Origin of the sequence: Planosporangium thailandense (genome assembly GCF_011947195.1) — a bacterium.
Lineage (GTDB): Bacteria > Actinomycetota > Actinomycetes > Mycobacteriales > Micromonosporaceae > Planosporangium > Planosporangium thailandense.
Map to the genome: position 1 here is coordinate 38,891 of NZ_JAATVY010000029.1, position 21,895 is coordinate 60,785.

20 protein-coding genes are annotated in these 21,895 nt (G+C 70.7%); 9 read left to right on the forward strand and 11 right to left on the reverse strand.

The window, feature by feature from the left end; translation table 11 throughout:
• Positions 1-109 precede the first annotated feature (109 nt).
• Positions 110-1,279 (forward strand): acyltransferase family protein, encoded by a 1,170-nt coding sequence (locus tag HC031_RS27180; protein ID WP_167928282.1) that lies wholly within the window; start codon positions 110-112, stop codon positions 1,277-1,279.
• On the opposite strand, the gene HC031_RS27185 is transcribed toward HC031_RS27180, so the two are convergent.
• Positions 1,269-1,874, reverse strand: coding sequence for a DUF4126 family protein (locus HC031_RS27185; protein WP_167928283.1), 606 nt, complete (start codon positions 1,872-1,874; stop codon positions 1,269-1,271). The genes HC031_RS27180 and HC031_RS27185 overlap by 11 nt on opposite strands.
• An 89-nt stretch (positions 1,875-1,963) precedes the next feature.
• Positions 1,964-2,374: a DUF4259 domain-containing protein gene (locus HC031_RS27190; protein WP_167928284.1), complete on the reverse strand. Its 411-nt coding sequence runs from the start codon at positions 2,372-2,374 to the stop codon at positions 1,964-1,966.
• A 72-nt stretch (positions 2,375-2,446) separates the two neighbouring features.
• Here HC031_RS27190 and nucS point away from each other — a divergent pair, with 72 nt between their 5' ends.
• The gene (gene nucS / locus HC031_RS27195) at positions 2,447-3,106 is read left to right on the forward strand and encodes an endonuclease NucS (protein ID WP_167928285.1); all 660 of its coding nucleotides are present in this window, start codon (positions 2,447-2,449) and stop codon (positions 3,104-3,106) included.
• Here nucS and HC031_RS27200 read toward each other — a convergent pair.
• From HC031_RS27200 to HC031_RS27220, 5 genes are all read right to left on the reverse strand, one after another.
• Positions 3,078-3,569, reverse strand: a complete 492-nt coding sequence (locus HC031_RS27200; RefSeq protein WP_167928286.1) for an ATP-binding protein — start codon at positions 3,567-3,569, stop codon at positions 3,078-3,080. The genes nucS and HC031_RS27200 overlap by 29 nt on opposite strands.
• Positions 3,570-3,641: 72 nt before the next feature.
• Complete coding sequence (locus HC031_RS27205; RefSeq protein ID WP_167928287.1) at positions 3,642-5,147, reverse strand: aldehyde dehydrogenase family protein; 1,506 nt, start codon at positions 5,145-5,147, stop codon at positions 3,642-3,644.
• 45 nt (positions 5,148-5,192) lie between these two features.
• A complete protein-coding gene (locus HC031_RS27210) occupies positions 5,193-5,891 on the reverse strand; it encodes an SDR family NAD(P)-dependent oxidoreductase (RefSeq protein WP_167928288.1) in 699 nt (232 codons plus the stop codon).
• A gap of 10 nt (positions 5,892-5,901) precedes the next feature.
• Entirely contained in the window at positions 5,902-6,381 is a 480-nt protein-coding gene (locus HC031_RS27215) for a MarR family winged helix-turn-helix transcriptional regulator (RefSeq protein ID WP_167928289.1), read from the reverse strand.
• 16 nt (positions 6,382-6,397) lie between these two features.
• Positions 6,398-6,769 carry a DoxX family protein gene (locus HC031_RS27220; RefSeq protein WP_167928290.1) on the reverse strand — a complete coding sequence of 124 codons (372 nt, stop codon included), beginning with the start codon at positions 6,767-6,769 and terminating at the stop codon, positions 6,398-6,400.
• A gap of 291 nt (positions 6,770-7,060) precedes the next feature.
• On the opposite strand from HC031_RS27220, the gene HC031_RS27225 reads away from it, so the two are divergent.
• From HC031_RS27225 to HC031_RS27235, 3 genes are read left to right on the forward strand one after another with little or no spacing between them, the layout of a single operon-like run.
• Entirely contained in the window at positions 7,061-8,851 is a 1,791-nt protein-coding gene (locus HC031_RS27225) for a 3-hydroxybutyryl-CoA dehydrogenase (RefSeq protein WP_167928316.1), read from the forward strand.
• A gap of 37 nt (positions 8,852-8,888) precedes the next feature.
• Positions 8,889-9,215 (forward strand): hypothetical protein, encoded by a 327-nt coding sequence (locus tag HC031_RS27230; protein ID WP_167928291.1) that lies wholly within the window; start codon positions 8,889-8,891, stop codon positions 9,213-9,215.
• 10 nt (positions 9,216-9,225) lie between these two features.
• Positions 9,226-10,026 (forward strand): alpha/beta hydrolase, encoded by an 801-nt coding sequence (locus HC031_RS27235; RefSeq protein WP_167928292.1) that lies wholly within the window; start codon positions 9,226-9,228, stop codon positions 10,024-10,026.
• A 10-nt stretch (positions 10,027-10,036) separates the two neighbouring features.
• Here the strand turns inward: HC031_RS27235 and HC031_RS27240 are convergent, their stop codons facing one another.
• The 4 genes from HC031_RS27240 to mce form a co-directional block, all read right to left on the reverse strand.
• Positions 10,037-12,985: a hypothetical protein gene (locus HC031_RS27240; RefSeq protein WP_167928293.1), complete on the reverse strand. Its 2,949-nt coding sequence runs from the start codon at positions 12,983-12,985 to the stop codon at positions 10,037-10,039.
• A 112-nt stretch (positions 12,986-13,097) separates the two neighbouring features.
• Positions 13,098-14,360 (reverse strand): DivIVA domain-containing protein, encoded by a 1,263-nt coding sequence (locus tag HC031_RS27245; protein ID WP_167928294.1) that lies wholly within the window; start codon positions 14,358-14,360, stop codon positions 13,098-13,100.
• Positions 14,361-14,644: 284 nt separating this feature from the next.
• Positions 14,645-16,000, reverse strand: coding sequence for a crotonyl-CoA carboxylase/reductase (gene ccrA / locus HC031_RS27250; protein ID WP_167928295.1), 1,356 nt, complete (start codon positions 15,998-16,000; stop codon positions 14,645-14,647).
• Positions 16,001-16,411: 411 nt separating this feature from the next.
• Positions 16,412-16,882, reverse strand: coding sequence for a methylmalonyl-CoA epimerase (gene mce / locus HC031_RS27255; protein WP_167928296.1), 471 nt, complete (start codon positions 16,880-16,882; stop codon positions 16,412-16,414).
• A gap of 66 nt (positions 16,883-16,948) precedes the next feature.
• Between mce and HC031_RS27260 the strand changes: the two genes are divergently transcribed.
• The 4 genes from HC031_RS27260 to HC031_RS27275 all read left to right on the forward strand — a co-directional run bounded on the left by HC031_RS27260 (position 16,949) and on the right by HC031_RS27275 (position 21,890).
• Complete coding sequence (locus HC031_RS27260) at positions 16,949-18,133, forward strand: acetyl-CoA C-acetyltransferase (protein WP_167928297.1); 1,185 nt, start codon at positions 16,949-16,951, stop codon at positions 18,131-18,133.
• Positions 18,130-19,113 carry a methylmalonyl Co-A mutase-associated GTPase MeaB gene (meaB, locus tag HC031_RS27265; RefSeq protein WP_167928298.1) on the forward strand — a complete coding sequence of 328 codons (984 nt, stop codon included), beginning with the start codon at positions 18,130-18,132 and terminating at the stop codon, positions 19,111-19,113. Before HC031_RS27260 ends, meaB begins: the two co-directional genes overlap by 4 nt.
• Positions 19,114-19,186: 73 nt before the next feature.
• Positions 19,187-20,860, forward strand: coding sequence for a coenzyme B12-dependent isobutyryl-CoA mutase large subunit (locus tag HC031_RS27270; RefSeq protein WP_167928299.1), 1,674 nt, complete (start codon positions 19,187-19,189; stop codon positions 20,858-20,860).
• Positions 20,861-20,936: 76 nt separating this feature from the next.
• The gene (locus tag HC031_RS27275; RefSeq protein WP_167928300.1) at positions 20,937-21,890 is read left to right on the forward strand and encodes a tetratricopeptide repeat protein; all 954 of its coding nucleotides are present in this window, start codon (positions 20,937-20,939) and stop codon (positions 21,888-21,890) included.
• Positions 21,891-21,895: the final 5 nt, after the last annotated feature.

Consider the following 21,895-nt stretch of genomic DNA (forward strand, 5'->3'; position numbering starts at 1 on the left):
CCCTACGCCATCGCCGTTGAGTGAGTGCCGGCGCTCATGAACGAGGGTGACCAGCGCCACGGTGCGTTCGCCGGATCCACGAGCCGCGATAGGAGGCGTTCGGACTGCGATGCACCAACCGACGGCGCACGAGAGCGGGACCCTGATCGGTCCAACCTGGGGGAGCGGTCAGACCGGCCGCCGGCAGACCCGGTGGCACGCTCCTGGGCTCGACGTCCTGCGGTTCGCGCTCTTTCTGTGCGTGTGGCTGCTGCACAGCGTCGGCCGCCTACCCGCAGTCGAGTCACTCGGACGGGCGTTCGTCGGCGCCTCCCGGTTCGGCGGATTCGGCGTGGTCGGCTTCTTCACCCTCAGCTCGTACCTGATCACCCGGCTGTTGCTCATCGAGCGCTCGACCACCGGTCGGATCCGGCAAGGCGCCTACTGGTGGCGTCGCATCCTGCGAATCTGGCCGCTGTACTTCGTCCTGCTGGCGATCGCCTGGGTCGGTGACGCGGTTGGAGTCCGGGGAGCGTTGCCCACCAGCGCGGTTCCCTACTACCTGACCTTCACATTCAACTGGGCGGTGCCGCTGCTGCCCGGGCCGGTGAGCTTTCTCAGCCACACCTGGTCGATCGGCGTGGAGGAGCAGGCGTACCTGCTGCTGCCGCTCCTTGCGCTGCTCGGCGCCACCGGCCGTTGGCGGGTCCTCGTCACGCTGGCGGCGCTCGGTCCGATCGCCCGCCTGGTCACCATCGAGGCCGGCGCACGTTACCCGATGGTCTGGAACGCCACCACCTCACACCTCGACGCGATCGTCATCGGCGCCGTACTCGCCACTGTGCACCATCGGCACGGGCGGGCGTGGCGGTACCTCGACAGGGCGTTGGGCGGCCGGCGCGGGCCGGTCGTCCTCACCTTGGGCCTGATTGCGCTGATGACCCTCGCCGGGCTGCAGTATCCGGCGATCTACGCGGGCCGGCTCAGCGTCGTGTCGTACTCGCTGGTCTCCCTGCTCGCGGCAGCCGCCATCGTGGTGGCACAGCGCGCCCGCTGCGCGAACCCGCCGGCCCGCGTCCTCGGCTGGTTGGGTCGGCGGACCTACGGGTTGTACATGTACCACTGGCCGGTTCTGCTCTCACTGGAGGCGTTGGACGCGTCCCTCGGGTGGCGGTTCGGGCCGGCGCAGTTGGTGTGTTCCCTGGTGCTCACGGTGGTGCTCGCGGTGCTCAGCTATCAGCTGTTCGAGAAGCGGTTCCTGTCGCTGCGCCGCCGCTTCCAGGCGGTGGTCACCGACTGAGCGAAGGGGTGGCCCTGCGTCGGCGCCGGCGCCGGCGCCGACGCAGGGCCCAGAACCCGGCGACCATCGCGACCAGTCCGACCAGCACGAGTACCGGAAGCAGGATCGCGGCCAGGGACAGGGCGATGCTGCCGAGGTCTTCGACGGTGCTCACGACCGGCGCACCGAAACCGGCCGTGCTGGCGTTGACGACCGGCCGCGCTGCCGCCTTCCCGCTGTGGACCGTCAGGGAGATCAGCACGCCGAGTACGACCGGCACCCACTGGTGCCCGGAGAAGAACCGGCCCGGGTCGGAGACCGTGACCGTCCGGGCGCCGGAAGCCGCGCCGAACGCCAGTCCGCCGGCGGTCGGGCGGACCGCCGTCTGGACGATGTCGTTGACATGGTCGACCACCGGGACCTTGTCGGCGACGATCTCGACCGCCAGCAGCACGCCGAGGATCGCGAGGATCCAGCCGCCCGCCAGCCAGTGCCAGGACGGCGGGAGGGTGACCACGCTGGTGTACCGCGCGAGCAGCCCCATCGCCAGCAGGGGGATGTAGGCGTTCAGGCCGGCCGACGTGGCGAGCCCGGCTCCGGTCAGCGCTTCCAGCACCGCTTCAGCATGACAGCGACGGGCAATGATGGCTCAGCACGGCAATGATGGCTCAGCGCAGCGAATACGGCTCACCACGGCAATACGGCTCAGCACAGCGAATCGCGGACGACCTCCAGCGTCTCGACCGCCTCACGCAGGTTGTCCGCCTTCTGCCACAGCTGGTACCAGCCCGAGTCATGCTCCTCGATCCGCTCCAACGCGTCGCGCGCGAGCGAGGGGAGGTCCGGAGGGATCTTGGGTGGATCGTCCAGCGTCAGGAACTCCGGCGCGTAGTCGGACTCGATGAGGGGCGCGCCGGGGCAGCCGGCCGCCGCGACCGTGGCCGCGGCGAACGCGCGGAAGGCGGACTCGGCGTCGACCGCCTCGTCGGCGTCGACCGCCGCCTGCAGGCTCCCGCGGAGCATGAGCACGCGCTGGTCGGGGTCGGCGTCGTCCAGCTCCGTCGCGAACTGCTCGGCGACGTCGTTGTCGAACGGACCGGTACCCCAGACGTTCATCGAACTTCCCTCCAGCATCGACAACCGGCCGGTCGTAGCACGCGGCTGTCTGCTTGTGGGTACCCTCTCCCGGTGCGACTAGTCATCGCCCGGTGTTCGGTGGATTACATCGGCCGGCTCACAGCCCATCTTCCGCTCGCGACGCGGCTGCTCATGGTCAAGGCCGACGGGTCGGTGTCCATCCACGCCGACGACCGTGCATACAAACCACTCAACTGGATGAGCCCGCCATGCCGGGTCGAGGAGGCCCCCGGCGTGTGGCGGGTGGTCAACAAGGCCGGTGAGGAGCTGCGCATCACCATCGAGGAGGTGCTGCACGACACCTCACACGAGCTGGGTGTCGACCCGGGCCTGATCAAGGACGGCGTGGAGGCGCACCTGCAGGAGCTGCTCGCGGCGACCCCGAGCGTGCTGGGGGAGGGCTACACGCTGATCCGCCGCGAGTACCCGACCGCGATCGGGCCGGTCGACCTGCTGTGCCGCGACGCGGACGGCGCGACCATCGCCGTGGAGGTCAAGCGGCGCGGCGAGATCGACGGGGTGGAGCAGCTGACCCGTTATCTGGAGCTGCTCGGCCGGGACCCGCTGCTCGCCCCGGTCTCCGGCGTCTTTGCCGCCCAGGAGATCAAACCCCAGGCGAGGGTACTGGCCGAGGACCGCGGGATCCGCTGCGTCGTCCTCGACTACCACGCGCTGAGGGGCATCACCCGCGACGAGATGACGCTGTTCTGACGGTCTCCCGCGCCCACGGCGTGACGGTGAAGCCGCCCCGCCCGTCCTGACGAACGGTGTACAGCGCGTCGAATCCTTCGTCGAAGGAGGGCCGGGTCAGCCGCTTCAGGGTGGAGAACAGTCCGACGTCCGGTACCCGTTTGCGGCCCTCACGCTGGGCGTTACGGGCCAGCGACACGGCGGGGTCGGGCGGGAACCAGTACCCGACGGCCTTCGCGCCGTGGGCGTGCGCCATCTCGATGAGCGGTACCCGCTCGTGGCGTGACGGGTTGGTGTTGTCGACGGCGACGTCGCGGCCTTCGATGAGGGCCGCGGCGATCTCCCGCCGCTGCCGCTGCTCGCGGTGCCGGGCGTTGGGCCAGTTGTCCTTGCTGACGTGCGCATGCGTGGACGCCAGGCGCTGCCGGTAGAACGTCGACTTGCCCGACGCCTGGAGTCCGGCCAGCAGCGCCACCTCGGCCATGCCGACCCCTCTACCCGCGATCTTGGACAGTTAGCGGGCCTATAACCCCGCGAAGTGTCCAAGATCGCGGAGTCAGCGGCTGCGGCCGTGCACCAGCCGGACGGCGCGGGCGATCATCGCGACCGCCTTGGGGGAGCGGTCGAACGACATCGCCGGCAGCGGCGACGGCATCCGGCGGCGGGTGATCGCCTTGGCCCGGGCGAACTCGCGCAGCCCGTCCTCGCCGTGGATGCGGCCGAAGCCGGAGTCGCCGATGCCGCCGAACGGAAGGCTCGGCACCCCGGCGAAGGAGAGCGCCCCGTTGACCGCCGTCATGCCCGAGCGCAGCCGCCGGGCCAGTTCCATGCCGCGCGAGCGGGAGAAGACCGAGCCGCCGAGGCCGTAGACGGACGCGTTCGCCCGCTCCACCGCCTCGTCGCCGTCGCGCACCCTGGTCACCGTGAGCGTCGGGCCGAACGTCTCCTCGCGTACGGCGACGCTGTCCTCGGGCACGTCCACGAGGATCGTCGGCTTCACGTACGGAGGCTGCACCGCGTCGGGGCCGCCCAGCACCGCCCGGCCGCCCCGGGCGATCGCGTCGTCGATGTGCCGGCGGATCACGTCGATCTGGCCGGGCATGGTGATCGGGCCGAAGTCGGCGTCCTCGCCGTCGCTCACGGTGAGCTTCGCCGCGCGCTCCACCAGCTTGCCGAGGAAGTCGTCGTAGACCCGCTCGGCCACGTAGACCCGCTCGATGCCGATGCAGGTCTGGCCGGCGTTCGTCATGCCGCCCCACAGGCAGGCCGAGACCGCCGCGTCGAGGTCGGCGTCCGCCTCGACGATCATCGCGTCCTTCCCGCCGCACTCCACGAGTACGGGAGTGAGCGTCTCCGCGCACGCGGCCATCACCTTCTTGCCGGTGGCGGTCGAGCCGGTGAACGCGAGCTTGCCGACGCCCGACCGGCACAGCGCGCCGCCCACCTCGCCGGTGCCGTGGACGATCTGCAGGACCGGCTGCTCGGGCACCACCTCGGCGAACCGGTCGACCAGCCACTGCCCGACGGCCGGGGTGTACTCGCTGGGCTTGAAGACGACCGCGTTGCCGGCGGCGAGGGCGTAGGCGATCGAGCCCATCGGGGTGAAGACCGGGTAGTTCCAGGGGCCGATCACACCGATCACCCCGTACGGCTGGTACTCCAGGTACGCCGCGTGCTCGGCCACCAGGAGCGAGCCGCGCACCCGGCGCGGACCGAGCACCCGGCGGGCGTGTCTGGCGGCCCACGCCACGTGGTCGATGGCGGCCGTGACCTCGACGACGGCCTCGGCCGCGGGCTTGCCGCCCTCGCGGTGGACCAGATCGGCCAGCTCCGCCAGGCGGTTGGCGAGGAGGCTGCGGTAGCGCAGGAGGCGTTCGCGGCGGCCGTCGAAGCCGAGCGAGGCCCACCAGGAGGACGCGGTACGGGCGCGGGCGACGGCGGCGTCCACCTCGGCGGCGGAGGCCACCGGGAAGCGGCCCACCTCGTCGCCCGTGGCTGGGCTGGTCGAGACGAGCACGCCGTCTTCAACGACCGGTACGCCGGGGGTGCGGGTCGCCGTCATGCCGGGCTCCCATCGTGGTGGTTGCCCGTCAGCTTAGCCGTGAAGCTACTCGCTGGTAATAGGCTGATCGAGATGTTGCTCGATTATCCGCCGCGCCACGTCGGCCGGGTCCGGTAGCTCGCCGCGTTCGTGAAGCTCCACGTACCGGTCCCGGTCGGGGAACTCCGACGCCCGCAGCGCCGCCTGCATCCCGGTGTCCATCACGCCGGGGTTGACGTTGGCGACGTACAGCCCGGGGTGCTCGGCCCGCAACCCCTCGAAGAACATCTCGGCGCCCCGCTTGGTCGCGGAGTACACCGACCAGTTCTTGATCGTCCGGTGCGCGGCGCCGGACGAGATGAACAGGACCCGTGCCGGCCGGCCAGGTGGGAGCGCGTTCATGAACGCGTTGGTCAGCAGCATCGGCGCGGTCAGGTTGACGCCCACGGCGGTGACCGCCGCCGCCTCCGGAAGCTGCCCGATCGGGCCGACCGGCTCGACCACTCCCGCGTTGTGGATCAGTACGGCGGGCCCGGAGCCGTCCGCGAGGAACTCGCGCAGGGTGTCGGCGCTCGGCAGGGTAGTGGGATCGGCCAGTTCGGCCTGGTGCAGCCGGACCCGGCTCGGCTCGGCCGTGGCGAGGCTGACCTGCTCGTCGGTGAAGCGGCGCCCGATACCGAAGATCCGGTCGCCGTCGCCGCGCAACTGGGCGAAGAGGTCGGCGCCGAGCCCGCGGGAGATGCCGGTGAGGACGACAGAGCGCATAGTGGGAACCCTACGGCGCGGTCTCGACCTCGGCTCCCGGGCATGGAGCAAGTTGCCCGGCGACGCTTGCCAGGGCGTCGGCGAGGGCGGCGGTCTGCTCGCGAGAGAGCCGGTCGAACAACAGCCGGCGGACGTCCGCCGCGTGCTGCGGCGCCACCTCCTCGATCAGGCGGCGGCCGGCCTCGGTGATGACCGCGATGCTCACCCTGCCGTCGTCGTCGCTGCCACGTACCTGTACGTAGCCGCGCTCGATGAGTTTGCGCATCCGGTGGCTGAGCCGACTCGGCGACACATTCATGGATTGCGCGAGGTCGCACAGTCGCAGGCCGTCGGGCTGCTCGCTGAGAGCGGCGAGCAGCCCGTACTCGACATGGACGAGGCCGTGGGCCCGGAATGTTCGCTCGATCTCGGGCAGGCCCACGATGACGAGGGTCATCAGGGACAGCCAGGCGCGTCGTTCCGTCTCGTCCAACCAGCGTGGCTCAGCCATGTGAGCAATGGTTCCCTCAGAAGTGGTACGGGCCGAAGCGACCCCACGCGATGATCGCGGCGATCACGAGCAGAACGACGTTGATCGGGACCATCTTGCCCTCGCCGCGGCGGAGGTGGACGACGATGGCGAGGGCCATGACGATCAGCAGGCCGGTGGCCGCGAGCGGGGTGAGGACCGGGGCGATCCCCGTGGCGGCGGGCAGGATCAGCCCGAGCGCGCCGAGCACCTCCACAGCGCCGATGACCTTGACCGTACCCGCGGAGAAGTCCTCCACGTACGCCATGTTCTTCTGCAGCTTCTCCTTCGGCTGGAGCAACTTCGACGCGCCCGCGCCGAGGAAGGCCAGTGCGAGGAGGATCTGCAGGATCCAGAGAAAGACGTTCATCGCTCAACGCTCCTTGATCGTCGCCGGATAACTCTCTTAGTTGAAGCTTCAACGAAATGTACGAAGTTATTGTTGAAGCGTCAAGTAAATTCACCGGCGACGGGTCGCGTGGGGGCGTCCGCTCGGGGGAGATACCACCCGAAGAACCCGGGTGCTGCGTACGCGCCCGGCCCCACCGGGTTCACAGATATCGATCGAGATGCGGTTGGGCGGCATACGTCACACCTCGTTACGCGGCGCGGCGCGGACACGTACCTTAATTTCCGTTAGGTATCCGTGGGAGGTCTCAAGGTGGCGCGCGAGTTCACATCGATCGGGGTCGTCGGGCTGGGCACCATGGGCGCCGGCATCGTCGAGGTCTTCGCCCGCAACGGCGTCGACGTCGTCGCCGTCGAGGTCAGCGAGTCGGCGCTCGAGCGCGGTCGCGCCGTGCTCACCGGCTCCACCGACCGGGCGGTGGCCCGGGGCAAGCTGACCGAAGCCGACCGCGCCGCGCTGCTGAGCCGGGTACGGTTCGCCACCGGCCTCACCGAGCTGCGCGACGTCGACCTGGTCATCGAGGCCGTCCCGGAGCACCTCGAGCTCAAGCGGGCGATCTTCGCCGAGCTCGACAAGGTCTGCAAGCCCGCGGCCATCCTCGCCACCAACACGTCCTCGCTGTCGGTGACCGAGATCTCGGTCGCGACGACCCGGCCCAACCAGGTCGTCGGGATGCACTTCTTCAACCCGGCGCCGATCATGAAGCTGGTCGAGATCATCAAGACCGTCGTCACCGCGGACGACGTCGTCTCCGACATCGAAGCGCTGTGCGCGCGGCTCGGCAAGGTCGACGTGACCATCAACGACCGCGCCGGCTTCATCGCCAACGCGCTGCTGTTCGGGTACCTCAACCACGCCGTGCAGATGTACGAGTCGAAGTACGCCACCCGCGAGGACATCGACGCCGCGATGCGGCTGGGCTGCGGCCTGCCGATGGGCCCGCTCGCGCTGATGGACCTCATCGGCCTGGACACCGCGTACGAGATCCTCGACACCATGTACCGGCGCGGCGGCCGCGACCGCCGGCACGCGCCGGTGCCGCTCATCAAGCAGATGGTGACCGCCGGTCTGCTCGGCCGTAAGTCCGGCCGCGGCTTCTACACGTACGAGAAGCCCGGCTCGCCCGTCGTCGTACCCGACGAGCTGACGCCGGCCGCGCCGGGCGCGCACGAGGCGGGCGACGGCGGCCGGCAGATCGCCAAGGTCGGCGTGGTCGGCTCCGGCACCATGGCCACCGGCATCATCGAGGTGTTCGCCAAGGCCGGCTACGACGTCGTCTCCGTCACCCGGGGCGCCGAGAAGTCCACCAAGGCCCGCGACAAGATCACCGCTTCGCTCACCAAGGCCGTCGTACGCGGAAAGCTCGACGAGGCCGACCGGGACGCCGCACTGGGCCGCGTCACGTGGTCGAACTCCCTGGACGACCTCGGCGACGTCGACCTGGTCGTCGAGGCGGTCGTCGAGGAGCTGTCGGTGAAGAAGGCGCTGTTCGCCAACTTCGACGAGATCTGCAAGCCCGGTACGGTCCTCGCCACCACCACCTCCAGCCTGCCCGTCGTCGAGTGCGCGGTCGCGACCAACCGGCCCGGCGACGTGATCGGCCTGCACTTCTTCAACCCGGCTCCGATCATGGGCCTGGTCGAGGTCGTCCGGACCATCCGTACCTCCGAGGAGACCGTCGCCACGACCCGGGCGCTCTGCCAGAAGCTCGGCAAGTACCCGGTGGTCTGCGCCGACCGGGCCGGGTTCGTGGTCAACGCGCTGCTCTTCCCGTACCTCAACGACGCGATCCGGATGCTCGAGACCAGCTACGCGACCGCCGACGACATCGACTTCGCGATGAAGCTCGGCTGCGGCTACCCGATGGGCCCGTTCGAGCTGCTCGACGTGGTCGGGCTGGACGTCTCGCTGGCCATCGAGCGCGAGCTGTACAACGAGCTGCGCGAGCCCGGCTTCGCCCCGGCGCCGTTGCTGGAACAGCTGGTCACGGCCGGTTATCTGGGGCGCAAGGTGGGCCGCGGATTCCGCGACCACTCCCGGTGAGGATCACGTTGCGGGCGGCCACCCGTACCCTTGACGCGTGAGCCCACGTCGACACCACCGTCGCCCCGACGCCGCCCGGACCTTCGATGAGGCTCAGGTCCGCCGCGGCGTCGAGGGTGTTCAGCGGTGGAGTGACGGCCAGTGGGCGGTACGCACCATCCCCGGCGGCTCGGCGACCAAGGTCTACCGTTGCCCCGGCTGCGATCAGGAGATCGCGGCCGGTGTGGCGCACGTGGTGGCGTGGCCGGCCGACGGGCTCGGTGGCGCCGAGGACCGGCGCCACTGGCACACGGGCTGCTGGCGGGCGCGCGACCGACGTACCCCTAACATCCAGCGTTCCCGCAGCGCCCCTCGGTACGGCTGAGAGGAATGTCTTGTCTAACCGGCCCATCAGAGCCAACTCGATCCTGCCCGCCCGTCGCGAGGACATCACCCTGCAGACCGCCGACGGGCTCACGCTCGTCGGCGAACTCGCGTTGCCGGCCGACAAACCCCCGGTCGCCACACTGCTCTGCCTGCACCCGCTGCCGACGCACGGCGGGATGATGGACAGCCACGTCTTCCGCAAGGCGGCGTGGCGGCTGCCGGCCCTCGCCGACCTGGCCGTCCTGCGTTTCAACACCCGCGGTACCAGCAGCGTGCGCGGCACGAGCGAGGGTGAGTTCGGCGGCGGAGAGACCGAGCGGCTCGACGTGGCGGCCGCGATCGAGTACGCGGAGTTCGCCGAGCTGCCGGCGGTCTGGTTGATCGGCTGGTCGTTCGGTACGGATCTGGCGCTGCGGTACGGCTGTGACCCGGCCGTCGTCGGCGCCATCCTGCTGTCGCCGCCGTTGCGCTCGGCGACCTCCGAGGATCTCGCCGTCTGGGCGCGCTCCGACAAGCCGGTCACCGCGCTGGTGCCCGAGTTCGACGACTACCTGCGCCCGGACGAGGCGATGGTGCGCTTCGCCGAGATCCCGCACGCCGAGGTCGTGGGGATCGCGGGGGCCAAGCACCTGTGGGTGGGTGACGCGGAGACCGTACTCGACGAGATCGTGCGCCGGGTCAACCCGGCCGCGCACCCGCTGCCGCGGGAGTGGGACGGGCCGATGGAGTACGGCGACGCGAGCGCGTACGCCGACCGTACCGTCGCCGCGTTCTCCGACGTGCCGCGGCCGGGCACCGGCCCGAGCTGACGGCGGGCCGTCACTTCGAGGGGCGCCGCTTGGGGCCCCGCCGGCTGAGGTCCTTCTCCGGGCTGCGGCGGGGGCCGGCAACGACCACTCTGGACGAACCGGGGGCACCGCCCTCGCCGCCCTCGCCGCCGTCCCGGTCCGCCGCGTCCGGGCTCGCTTCCGCTGCTTCGGGCTCCGCGTACGCGTCGTCGGACTCCTCGGCCTCGCTGACCTTCGCCTCGCCCAGCAGGGCGTCGGGCTGCGTGGCGTCCGCGCCGGTGCTCGCCGGGACGGAGACGGGCTCAGCGGGCCGGTCTACCCGGCGGGCGCGCTGCTGTGCCTCGCCGCGCTCGGCCTCCGGCGCCGGATCGGCGCTGCCGCCGGCCTCCGCGGCCAACCGGGTGGCCTCCTCTTCGGCCTCGGCTGCCAGCCGCTCGGCCTCCTCGGCGAGGCGTAGCGCCTCGTCGACGCGGAGCTCCGCCTCGGTGGCCTGACGTTCCGCTTCCTCGGCGGCACGCAGCGCCGTCGCGGCCGCATGCTGCGCCTGGTCGCGGGTCTGCAGCGCCGTGTCCACCTGCCGCTCGAGCTCGGCATGACGCCGCTTGGCATCGTCGATCTGGCGCAGCACCATGGCGTGGCGCTCGGTGGCGTCCTCGATCTGCGCCAGCACCGCGGCGTGGCGCCGTTTGGCCTCCTCCGCCTGCGTGAGCGCGGCGGCCTGCCGACGCTCGGCCTCGTCGACCTGCCGGAGCGCCTCGGCGCGGCGCTCGCCGGCGGCGACCGCCCGACGTTCCGCCTCGTCCGCGCGCTTGGCCAGCTGGGCGGTGAGCTGTTCGCCTTCGCGCTTGGCCCGCGCACGCAGCTGGTCGGCGTCGCGCTGAGCCTGCGCCCGTAGCTGTTCGGCCTCCGCTTCGACTGCTTCCAGCTTCGCCTTCGCCGTGGTGAGGATCTGGCCGGCCTTGTCCTTGGCGTCGGAACGTAGCCGCTCAGCCTCGGCGCGTAGCTGTGCGGCGTCCGTCTGGGCTGCCTTCAGCTCCGCCCGCGCGCTCGCGAGGATCTGGCCGGCCTTGTCCTTGGCGTCGGCCCGTACCTGCTCGGCCGCGCGCCGCGCGTCGGCGCGGAGCTGGTCGGTCTCGCGCTGCGCATTGGCGCGCTGCTGCTCGAGGGCTGCTTCGGCATCCGCCCGAAGCTGTTCCGCCTCGCGCCCGGCGCTGGCGCGTAGCTGTGCGGCGTCCGCTTCGGCACCTGCCCGTAGCTGCCGCGCGGCCTCTTCCGCGTCGGCGCGTAGCTTGCCCGCGTCGGTCTCGGTCGCCTTCAGCTTCGCCCGGGCGTCGGTACGTAGCTGCTGAGCGGCCCGCTGGGCATCGGCGCGTAGCTGCTGCGCGTCGGCCTGCGCCGCCTTGAGGTCCGTCCGCGCGCTCGCGAGGATCTGGCCGGCCTTGTTCTTCGCGTCGGCGCGCGTCTGCTCGGCCGCGCGCCGCGCGTCGGCGCGTATCTGTTGCGCCTCGGCCTGCGCCGCCTCCCGTGTGGCCTGGGCGCTGGCGAGGAGTTGCTCGGCGTCGCGCTGGGCGTCGGCGGTGAGCTTGTCCGCCTTCTTCCGGGCGTCGGTGCGTAGCTGTTCGGCGGCGGCCTTGGCCTCGGCGCGCAGCTGTTCGACGGCTGTCTTCGCGTCCGTGCGTAGCTGTTCGGCTTCGGCCTTGGCGGCGTCGAGCTTCTCCTGGGCCTGGGCGCGTAGCTGTTCGGCTTCGGCCTTGGCGGCGTCGAGCTTCTCCTGGGCCTGCGTGCGTAGCTGTTCGGCCTCGCGTTCGGCGTCGGCGCGTAGCCGTTGGACGTCGGTCTCGGCTGTTTCCAGCTTCGCCTTCGCATCGGCGAGGAGCTTGTCCGCCTTCTTCTGGGCGTCGGCGCGCGTCTGCTCGGCCTCGGCCGTGGCGGCGTCGAGCGTTTCCTGGGCCCGGGTGCGCAGCTGTTCGGCGGCTGTCTTCGCGTCCGTGCGCAGCTGGCCGGCCTCGGCCTTGGCGGTGTCCAGCTCTTCCCGGGCCTGGCTGCGTAGCTGGTCGGCCTCGCGTTCGGCGTCGGTACGCAGCTGTCGGACGTCGGTCTCGGCCGCCTTCAAGGTCGCTTGGGCGTTGGCGAGGAGTTGTTCGGCCTCGCGCTTCGCGTCGCGGCGCGTCTCCTCGGCGTCCTTGTCGGCCTCGGCGCGGATGGAGGCGGCGTGCTGCTCGGCCTGCTTGGCGATCGTCGTTGCCTGCGCCTCCGCCCGCTCACGGACCTGCTGGGCGTACTCCTCAGCGGTCTCCAGCATCTTCTGCTGTTCCTGCTGCAGGGTGGCGTGGTGTTCCGCGTACTCCTCCTCCATCCGGGCCCGGGCCTGCTCGACCTCGGCGGCCGCGCCTTCCTGAAGGCGCCTGGCCTCCTCCTGCGTCGAGCCGTACAGCTCCTCCGCGCGGGCGCGGACCTCGCGCGCGAACTCCTCGGCCTCGGCGACCTCCGCCTCCAGCGCTTCCCGGCGGGCGGCAGCGTCCCTGTCCTCCTCCTTGCGGCGCGTATCGAGGGCCAGTTCGAAGTCGTGGAAAGCCTGGTTGGCGCGCTCGCGGGCGTCCTCGAGGATCTTGTGCGCCTCGGCTCGGTTGCGCTCGACCGTGTCGATGGCGTTGGCCCTGATGGCGTCCGCTTGCTCCTCGGCGAGCGTGAGGATCTGTTCCACATGGGGGCCGAGGTGGCGGAACGAACGGCGCACGTCGGATGTCGCCAACTTTCGCAGGTCGCTTATCTGTCCATTTAGCTCATGGATCTGAAGCGACAGATGCTGAACCTGCGCGTAGGCTTCGTCGCGTTCCGCACTGAGCGCCGCGACTTCAGCCTCTACATGGCTGACGTACCGGTCGACCTGGCGGCGTTCGTAGCCACGCAGTGCGATGTCGAAGCCGGCCTCGGCAACGGGACTCTGGCTCAGCGAAAAGACCTCACCGCCGTGCGACATGGCCCCATCCTCACACGCAGGGTCCCGTCACGCTCGGCGCAAAAGCCGCGTGACGGGACCCCCATGCCTGCCGACGAGGTCAGGCATCAGCCACCAGCAGGGAGTACTCCCGTTAGAGGTTCACCTTCGTCGCGCCGTCGCCCGTCTTCTCGACCTTGTCGGCCTTCTTGGCGTTCTCGGCACCCGGCGCCGGGTTGGACGTGGGGACGATGCCCGCCAGGCCGGAGAGCATCTGACCGAGTTGGGAAGTGACCGCGTCCTTCTGACGGGTGAGGTCCTCGACCTCGCGGCGCGCGGCCGTTGTCGTGTGCTCGGCCTCGGTGCGCGCCTCGGTGAGCAGACGGTTGGCTTCGGCCCGAGCCTCGCTGATCGTCTTCTCGGCCAGTGCCTTGGCCTTCTCGAGCGTCTCGGACGCGGTCCGCTCCGACTCCACCCGCCGGGCCTCGGCCCGCTGCTCGATCGCCTTGGCCCGCTCCTCCGCGGCGTTCGCCCGCTGCTCCGCCTCGCTGACGAGCTTCTGGGTCTGCGCGACGGCGGCGGCGTGGCGCTGCGACTCCTCGCGCTCGGCCCGCTCGCGCCGCTCCGCCAGCTCCAGCTGCAGCGCCTGCAGGTCCTTGTCGCGCTTGTCCCGGGCGTCGGTCAGCAGCTTGGTCGCTTCGGCGCGCTTCTCTTCCGCCTCGCGCGCGGCCTTGGCGCGAAGCTGGGTGATCTCGCGCTCGGCCGTGGCCCGCAGCGTGGCGACCTCGCGCTCCACGGTCGCCTTCAGCTCGGCGACCTCGTGCGCGGTGGCGGTACGCAGCTGCTTGGTCTCGCGCTCGGCGTCGGTGCGCAGCGTGTCGGCCTCGCGGCGGGCCTGCACACGGACCTCGGCCGCTTCGCGTTCGGCGGCGGTACGCAGGTTGCTCGCCTCGCGCTCGGCCGTCGCCTTCATCGCGGCGGCCTCGGCGCGGGCCTTGTCGGTGATCTCCCTGGCCTCCAGCCGCGCGGCGGAGACGATCCCCTCCGCCTCCCGCTTCGCCTCGCTGCGGTGGTCGTTCGCCTGTTCCTCGGCGAGCCGAAGAATCTGCTCGACCCTGGTGCCGAGGCCCGACAGCGTCGGCCGGCTGTTCTCCTCGAGCTGCTTGCTGGTGTCGGTGAGCTTCTGCTCCACCGCGCTGAGTCGCTGCTCGGTCTGGCGCAGCCGGCGCTGCGCCTCGTTCATCCGCTGTTCGGCTTCGCCGCGTGCCTGTTCGGCCTGGGTCAGCGCGCCGTTCAGTCGCCCGATGAAGTCATCGACCTGAGCGCGGTCGTAACCGCGCAAGACAACGCTGAACTCGGAGCCGGCGTTGGCGTTGTCGAAGAATGCGATGTTCTGTTGCTGCTGCTGCTGGGGCATTGGCACATACTGGCAGACTCACCCCTGACCTTCGCAAGAGTGTGTTTGCGCGTCGGATATCCAATGTGCGCTATTACGCACGCAACATGATCATTCGGCTGCCGGGTGCGCACGAACGGGCGTCCGACTGCCGTTACGGAGCGCGTTGAAATGCCGGCCGCGTCGGGCGGGCCACAACGTTGTGGCCCGCCCGACGCGGAGCTTATTCCGGGCTCGCCGATCGGTCACTCCTGTTGCCGGTGACCGACGGTCAGTGTCCGAGGGAACTCAGTGTCCGCCGAAACTCAGTGTCCGCGGAAACGGTTGATCTCTGTCTCGAAGCGGGCGCGCTTTTCCCGGTCGCGGACGCCCAGACCTTCCTCGGGCGACAGGCAGAGCACGCCCACCTTGCCCTGGTGGGCGTTGCGGTGCACGTCGTACGCCGCCTGCCCGGTCTGCTCCAGGCTGTACACCTTCGACAGTGTCGGGTGGATCGCACCGCGCGCGATGAGGCGGTTGGCCTCCCAGGCCTCGCGATAGTTGGCGAAGTGGCTGCCGATGATGCGCTTGAGGCTCATCCACAGGTACCGGTTGTCGTATTGGTGCATGTAGCCGGAGGTGGATGCGCAGGTGACGATCGTGCCGCCCTTCTTGGCGACGTAGACGCTCGCGCCGAACGTCTCCCGGCCCGGGTGCTCGAACACGATGTCAGGGTCCTCGCCGCCGGTCAGCTCGCGGATGCGCTCGCCGAAGCGGCGCCACTCCGAGGGGTCCTGGGTCTGCTCGTCCTTCCAGAACTTGTAGCCCTCGGCGTTGCGGTCGATGATCAGCTCCGCGCCCATCCGCCGGCACAGCTCCGCCTTCTCCGGGCTGGACACCACGCAGACGGGCTGCGCGCCACCGTTGAGGGCGAACTGGGTGGCGTAGCTGCCCAGGCCGCCGGAGGCGCCCCAGATCAGGACGGTGTCGCCCTGCTTCATCTGGGCGCCGTGGTGCGAGACCAGTTGCCGGTACGCGGTGGAGTTGACCAGGCCGGGGCAGGCCGCCTCCTCCCACGACAGGTGCTTCGGCTTCGGCATCAGCTGGTTGGCCTTGACCAGGGAGAGCTCGGCAAGGCCGCCGAAGTTCGTCTCGAAGCCCCAGATCCGCTGCTGGGGGTCCAGCATCGTGTCGTCGTGCCCCTCGGCGTCCTCGAGCTCGACGCTCAGGCAGTGCGCGACCACTTCGTCGCCGGGCTTCCACTTCGTCACGCCCGGGCCGACGCGCAGCACGACGCCCGCCAGGTCCGAGCCGACCACGTGGTACGGCAGGTCGTGGCGCTTGGTCAGCGGCGAGACCTTGCCGTAGCGGTGCAGGAACTTGAACGTCGACACGGGTTCGAAGATCGAGGTCCACACGGTGTTGTAGTTGACCGCGCTGGCCATGACCGCCACGATCGCCTCGCCCGGGCCGAGTTCCGGGGTCGGCACCTCCTGGACGTGCAGCGCCTTGCGCGGGTCCTTGTCCCGGGTGGGCAGGCCCTCGAACATGGTCGACTCGTCGGCGCGTACGACCACGCCGCGATAACTGTCCGGAACCGGGAGACCGGAGATCGAGGCGAGTTCCCGGGCGGGATCCGCCGCATTCTCCGCAGCCATGATCGCCTCGAGAATGTCCTTCACGGCGCTACCTTTCGCAAGAGGTGGTCGTGGATAGGTCGGCGACGCCACCAGCCTGCGCCGGTTCGAGCCCGCCGGGTATATGTGGTGCCGCTATATGGGGTCAAGCTGCGATGTTTCGCCCGCGGGGTGCCCGGGCGGTGGCTGCGTGGCGCGTGGTGACGGTCGCGGCCGCGACGAGACGTGACGACACCGTCGAGCGTCTCGCGTGATCTTCGATGTTACTGCCCAGTAGCCTCCGTCTGGAACCGTGGTGTGAAAAAGTGCACGAACTGGCGTTCGTCCCCGTTACGACTTCCCGGAAGGGGCGGTCTCAGACCCGGGGCGGGGCACAACTTTCAACGGATGGGCGGGCGGCGGGCCGGGCCGGCCCGGCCCGCCGCCCGCGGACCGGGCTCCGGCGGTGGCCGATGGTCAGGCGTGCGAGACCGCCGGCTCGACGAGTTCGACGAGGACACCGCCGGCGTCCTTGGGGTGCACGAAGTTGATCCGGGAGTCGGCCGTACCCCGTTTGGGCTGGTCGTAGAGCAGGCGCACCCCCCGGTCCCGCAGGGCCTCGCAGGCCGCGTCGACGTCGCGCACGGTGTACGCGACCTGCTGCACCCCCTGGCCGTTGCGGTCGAGGAACTTGGCGATCGTCGACTCCGGCGACAGCGGGGCCAGCAGTTGGATGCAGCCGCCGGACGGGTCCGGGCCCACGGACAGCATCGCCTCGCGTACGCCCTGTTCTTCGTTCGTCTCCATGTGCACGCAGGTCATGCCGAATACCCGGCCGTAGAATTCAATTGCGGCGTCAAGGTCGGGCACGGCCACGCCGACATGATCGATCCGCAGCAGGCCGATCGGCTCGGGTGAGATAGACAACGTCGAAGACTGGTCCGTCATGGCGTTAGTCTGACCTAATCCTCGTTAAGTATTCCCTGTGAGATACCTCGCGAAGGGCCTGTATCCATGAGCTCGGTGATCGTCAACGGCGCGCGCACCCCGATGGGACGACTGCTCGGCGCCCTCAAGGACTTCCCGGCCACGAAGCTGGGCGGCATCGCCATCAAGGCGGCTCTGGAGCGCTCCGGCGTGGCTCCCGAGCAGGTGCAGTACGTGATCATGGGTCAGGTGCTGCAGGCCGGTGCCGGCCAGATGCCGGCCCGGCAGGCGGCGGTCGAGGCCGGCATCCCGATGAGCGTGCCGGCGCTGACCGTCAACAAGGTCTGCCTGTCCGGCCTCGACGCGATCGCGCTCGCCGACCAGCTCATCCGGCTCGGCGAGTTCGACATCGTCGTGGCCGGTGGCATGGAGTCGATGACCAACGCGCCGCACCTGCTCACGGGGCAGCGGCAGGGGTACAAGTACGGCGACGTGACGATCTCCGACCACATGGCGCTCGACGGCCTCACCGACGCGTACGACCGCGTGTCGATGGGCGAGTCGACCGACCGGCACGCCGCCAAGGCCGGCATCGCCCGGGCCGACCAGGACGCCTTCGGCGCCGCCAGCCACCAGCGCGCGGCGGCCGCGCAGAAGAACGGCCACTTCGCCGAGGAGATCGTCCCCGTCGAGATCCCGCAGCGGAAGGGTGACCCGATCGTCGTCACCGACGACGAGCAGATCCGCCCGGAGACCACGGTCGAGTCGCTGGCCAAGCTGCGGCCGGCCTTCACCAAGGACGGCACGATCACGGCCGCCACCTCGTCGCCGATCTCCGACGGCGCCTGCGCCGTGGTCGTCATGAGCAAGGCCAAGGCCGAGGAGCTGGGCCTTTCGTGGCTCGCCGAGATCGGCGCGCACGGCAACGTCGCCGGCCCGGACAACTCGCTGCTCGCCCAGCCGGCCAACGCCATCAAGCACGCCCTCGCCAAGGAGGGCCGGACCGTCGACGACCTCGACCTCATCGAGATCAACGAGGCGTTCGCGGCGGTCGGCATCCACTCCACCAAGGAGCTGGGCGTGGACGCCGACAAGGTCAACGTCAACGGCGGCGCGATCGCGCTCGGCCATCCGATCGGCATGTCCGGCGCCCGGCTGGCCCTCACGCTCGCGCTGGAGCTCAAGCGCCGCGGCGGTGGCCTCGGCGCCGCCGCCCTGTGCGGCGGCGGTGGACAGGGCGACGCGCTGCTGCTGCGGGTACCCCGGGCGTGAACGCACCGGCCGCCACGTCGATCCGGCGCAGCCGCGACGTACCCACGCTGGTGGCGGCCGCGCGGGAGGGTGACCACCGCGCGGTCGCCCGGCTGGTGAGCCTGGTCGAGAACGACGACCCGGTCCTGCCCGAGGTCGCGGCGGCCCTCGCCCCCCACACCGGCTCGGCGCAGGTGATCGGGCTGACCGGCTCGCCGGGCGTGGGCAAGTCGACCACCACCAACGAGCTGGTACGCGCGTTCCGCGCGCGCGGCCGGCGGGTGGGCGTCCTGGCCGTCGACCCGTCGAGCCCGTTCAGCGGCGGGGCGATCCTCGGCGACCGGGTACGCATGCAGGACCACGCCACCGACTCCGGCGTGTACATCCGCTCCATGTCGAGCCGGGGCCACCTCGGCGGCCTCGCCGCGGCGACCCCGCAGGCGGTCCGGGTACTCGAAGGCGCCGGCTGCGACGTGGTGCTTATCGAAACCGTCGGCGTGGGACAGGCGGAGGTCGAGATCGCGAGCCTGGCCGACACCACACTGGTGCTGCTCGCCCCCGGAATGGGCGACGCCATCCAGGCGGTCAAGGCGGGCATCCTCGAGATCGCCGACGTGTTCGTCGTCAACAAGGCCGACCGCGACGGTGCCGATGCGACCTACCGGGACATCCAGGGCATGATCGGGCTGGGGGAGCGCGGGCCCGGCGAGTGGCGGCCGCAGGTCGTACGGGCGGTCGCGAACCGGGGCGAAGGCATCGACGACGTGCTCGCCGCGATCGACAAGCACCACCGGTGGATGGTCGAACACGACGAGCTGACCCGCCGGCGGGAGACGCGGGCCGCGGCCGAGGTCGAGGCGATCGCCCTCGGCGCGCTGCGCGCCCGCATCGGGTCGCTCCGCGACGGCGAGGCGCTGCCGGCGCTCGCCGCCCGGGTCGCGGCCGGCAAGCTCGACCCGTACGCCGCCGCGAAGGAGCTTCTCGACACCCTCGAGGCTTAGCGATCGTTCAGGGGTAGCCCTTACCATCGGCTACAGAGGGACGTCACGAGCGTTCGCGACGAGGGGGTTCCGCATGGACGCCCAGGAGATCGAGGCCGGACGTGAGCGCTGGCAGCGCCGGTACGACGCGGCCCGCAAGCGCGACGCGGACTTCACCACGCTGTCGGGGAGGACCGTCGACCCGGTGTACGGGCCGCCGCCCGGCGCCGACGTCCCCGGCTTCGAGCGGATCGGCTGGCCGGGGGAGTACCCGTACACCCGCGGCCTGTACCCGACCGGCTATCGCGGCCGTGCCTGGACGATCCGGCAGTTCTCCGGTTTCGGCAACGCGAGTGCGACCAACGCCCGGTACAAGATGCTGCTGGGCGCCGGCGGAGGTGGCCTGTCGGTCGCGTTCGACATGCCGACGCTCATGGGCCGCGACTCCGACGACCCCCAGTCGGTCGGCGAGGTCGGCCACTGCGGCGTCGCGATCGACTCGGCCGCCGACATGGACGTGCTCTTCGACGGCATCCCCCTGCAGGACGTCACGACGAGCATGACGATCTCCGGCCCGGCCGTGCCGATCTTCTGCATGTACCTGGTCGCCGCGGAGCGTCAGGGCGCGGACCGGTCACAGCTGGACGGCACGCTGCAGACCGACATCTTCAAGGAGTACATCGCGCAGAAGGAGTGGCTGTTCGCCCCGCAGCCGCACCTGCGTCTCATCGGCGACCTGATGGAGTACTGCGTCGACGAGATCCCCCGCTACAAGCCGCTGTCGGTGTCCGGCTACCACATCCGGGAGGCGGGCGCGACCGCCGCGCAGGAGCTCGCCTTCACGCTCGCCGACGGGTTCGGGTACGTGGAACTGGGCCGGTCGCGCGGGCTGGACGTCAACGTCTTCGCCCCCGGTCTGAGCTTCTTCTTCGACGCGCACATCGACTTCTTCGAGGAGATCGCCAAGTTCCGGGCCGCCCGGCGGATCTGGGCACGCTGGATGCGCGACGTCTACGGCGCCGCCGATGCCAACGCGCTGTGGCTGAGGTTCCACACCCAGACCGCGGGGGTGTCGCTCACGGCGCAGCAGCCGGTCAACAACGTCGTCCGCACCGCGGTCGAGGCGCTCGCCGCCGTCCTCGGCGGCACCAACTCACTGCACACCAACGCCCTCGACGAGACACTCGCGCTGCCGACCGACGAGGCCGCCGAGATCGCCCTGCGCACCCAGCAGGTGCTCATGGAGGAGACCGGCGTCGGGAACGTCGCCGACCCGCTCGGCGGCTCCTGGTACGTGGAGGCCCTCACCGACCGGCTGGAGGCCGAGGCGGAGAAGATCTTCGCCCGGATCCGGGAGATGGGCTCCGACGGGAGCATCACCGCAGGGCTGCTGCGCGGGATCGAGGACGGCTGGTTCACCTCCGAGATCGCCGACAGCGCCTTCGCCTACCAGCGGGCGCTCGAAAAGGGCGACAAGAAGATCGTCGGGGTCAACTGCCACACCGGTACCGTCGCGCGCGACCTGGAGATCCTGCGGATCTCGCACGAGGTCGAGATAGAACAGCGGAGGGTACTCGCGCAGCGACGCGCGTCCCGCGACAACGACGCCGTAAAGGTCGCGTTGAGCCGCATGGTGGAGGCGGCGGGCACCGACGCGAACATGATCCCCGCAATTCTCGACGCGGCCCGCGCGGAGGCGACGCTGGGTGAGATCTGCGACGCGCTGCGGGGCGTCTGGGGGGTGTACCGCGAACCGGCCCGCTTCTAAACGTCCGCAACCCGTCAGGGAGATCATTCCCGCCAGCATTGAACACCCGACAGGGCATCGTGCCAGACTAGAGACCATGAGCGATCCACGGACCAGTTCCTCGATCTTCACCCGCGGGGCGGTGGACCTCGGAGCGCTGCGCGCCAGTTCGGCGGCTGCGCAGCGCCCGGCCACGGCGGGTGGCCCAGCCGCTGCAGGCGCCGGCTCGCCGGGGTCGGTGTCCCACGGCGGCCAGGCACCGGCCGCGCCCGGCGGTGGGGGCGTGACCGTCATCGACGTGACCGAGGCGACCTTCCAGAGCGAGGTGCTCGAGCGTTCGCTCACCACGCCCGTCGTGGTCGACTTCTGGGCCGAGTGGTGCGGCCCGTGCAAGCAGCTGTCACCGGTGCTGGAGAAGCTGGCGGTCGAGGGTGGCGGCACGTGGGTGCTCGCCAAGGTCGACGTCGACGCCAACCCCCGGCTCGCCCAGATGTTCCGGGTGCAGGGCATCCCGATGGTCTACGCCGTCGTCGGCGGCCAGCCGATCGACGCGTTCACCGGCGTCGTGCCGGAGACCCAGCTGCGGCAATGGATCGACGCGGTCCTGAAAGCGGGCGGGGTCGAGGTGGAGACACCGGCCGACCCGCGCCTCGACGCGGCCGACGAAGCCCTGGTCAACGGGGATCTCGACGCGGCCGAGCAGGCCTACCGGAAGATCCTTGCCGAAAGCCCCGCCGATGCGGCGGCCGAGGCGGGTCTGGCCCAGGTCGGGCTGCTGCGGCGGGTCTCCGGGGTCGACGCGCCGGCGGCCATCGCGGCGGCCCAGGCCAGGCCCGACGACGTCGACGCGCAGACCCTCGCGGCCGACATCGAGGTCCTGAGCGGCCACGCCGAGAAGGCCTACAACCGCCTGGTCGACCTGGTACGACGCACGTCCGGAGACGAGCGCGAGCGGGTACGCAAGCACCTGCTGTCGCTGTTCTCCATGGCCGGTCCCGACGATCCCGCGGTCGCCGCGGCGCGGCGCGCGCTGGCGAACGCGCTGTTCTAGCGGGC

Excerpts from the sequence above, each read along its gene's own strand:
- HC031_RS27180 (WP_167928282.1), top strand. The coding sequence starts at position 110 with ATGCACCAACCGACGGCGCACGAGAGCGGGACCCTGATCGGTCCAACC.
- HC031_RS27190 (WP_167928284.1), bottom strand. The coding sequence starts at position 2,374 with ATGAACGTCTGGGGTACCGGTCCGTTCGACAACGACGTCGCCGAGCAG.
- HC031_RS27200 (WP_167928286.1), bottom strand. The coding sequence starts at position 3,569 with ATGGCCGAGGTGGCGCTGCTGGCCGGACTCCAGGCGTCGGGCAAGTCG.
- HC031_RS27205 (WP_167928287.1), bottom strand. The coding sequence starts at position 5,147 with ATGACGGCGACCCGCACCCCCGGCGTACCGGTCGTTGAAGACGGCGTG.
- HC031_RS27210 (WP_167928288.1), bottom strand. The coding sequence starts at position 5,891 with ATGCGCTCTGTCGTCCTCACCGGCATCTCCCGCGGGCTCGGCGCCGAC.
- HC031_RS27215 (WP_167928289.1), bottom strand. The coding sequence starts at position 6,381 with ATGGCTGAGCCACGCTGGTTGGACGAGACGGAACGACGCGCCTGGCTG.
- HC031_RS27220 (WP_167928290.1), bottom strand. The coding sequence starts at position 6,769 with ATGAACGTCTTTCTCTGGATCCTGCAGATCCTCCTCGCACTGGCCTTC.
- HC031_RS27240 (WP_167928293.1), bottom strand. The coding sequence starts at position 12,985 with ATGTCGCACGGCGGTGAGGTCTTTTCGCTGAGCCAGAGTCCCGTTGCC.
- HC031_RS27245 (WP_167928294.1), bottom strand. The coding sequence starts at position 14,360 with ATGCCCCAGCAGCAGCAGCAACAGAACATCGCATTCTTCGACAACGCC.
- mce (WP_167928296.1), bottom strand. The coding sequence starts at position 16,882 with ATGACGGACCAGTCTTCGACGTTGTCTATCTCACCCGAGCCGATCGGC.
- HC031_RS27260 (WP_167928297.1), top strand. The coding sequence starts at position 16,949 with ATGAGCTCGGTGATCGTCAACGGCGCGCGCACCCCGATGGGACGACTG.
- HC031_RS27270 (WP_167928299.1), top strand. The coding sequence starts at position 19,187 with ATGGACGCCCAGGAGATCGAGGCCGGACGTGAGCGCTGGCAGCGCCGG.
- HC031_RS27275 (WP_167928300.1), top strand. The coding sequence starts at position 20,937 with ATGAGCGATCCACGGACCAGTTCCTCGATCTTCACCCGCGGGGCGGTG.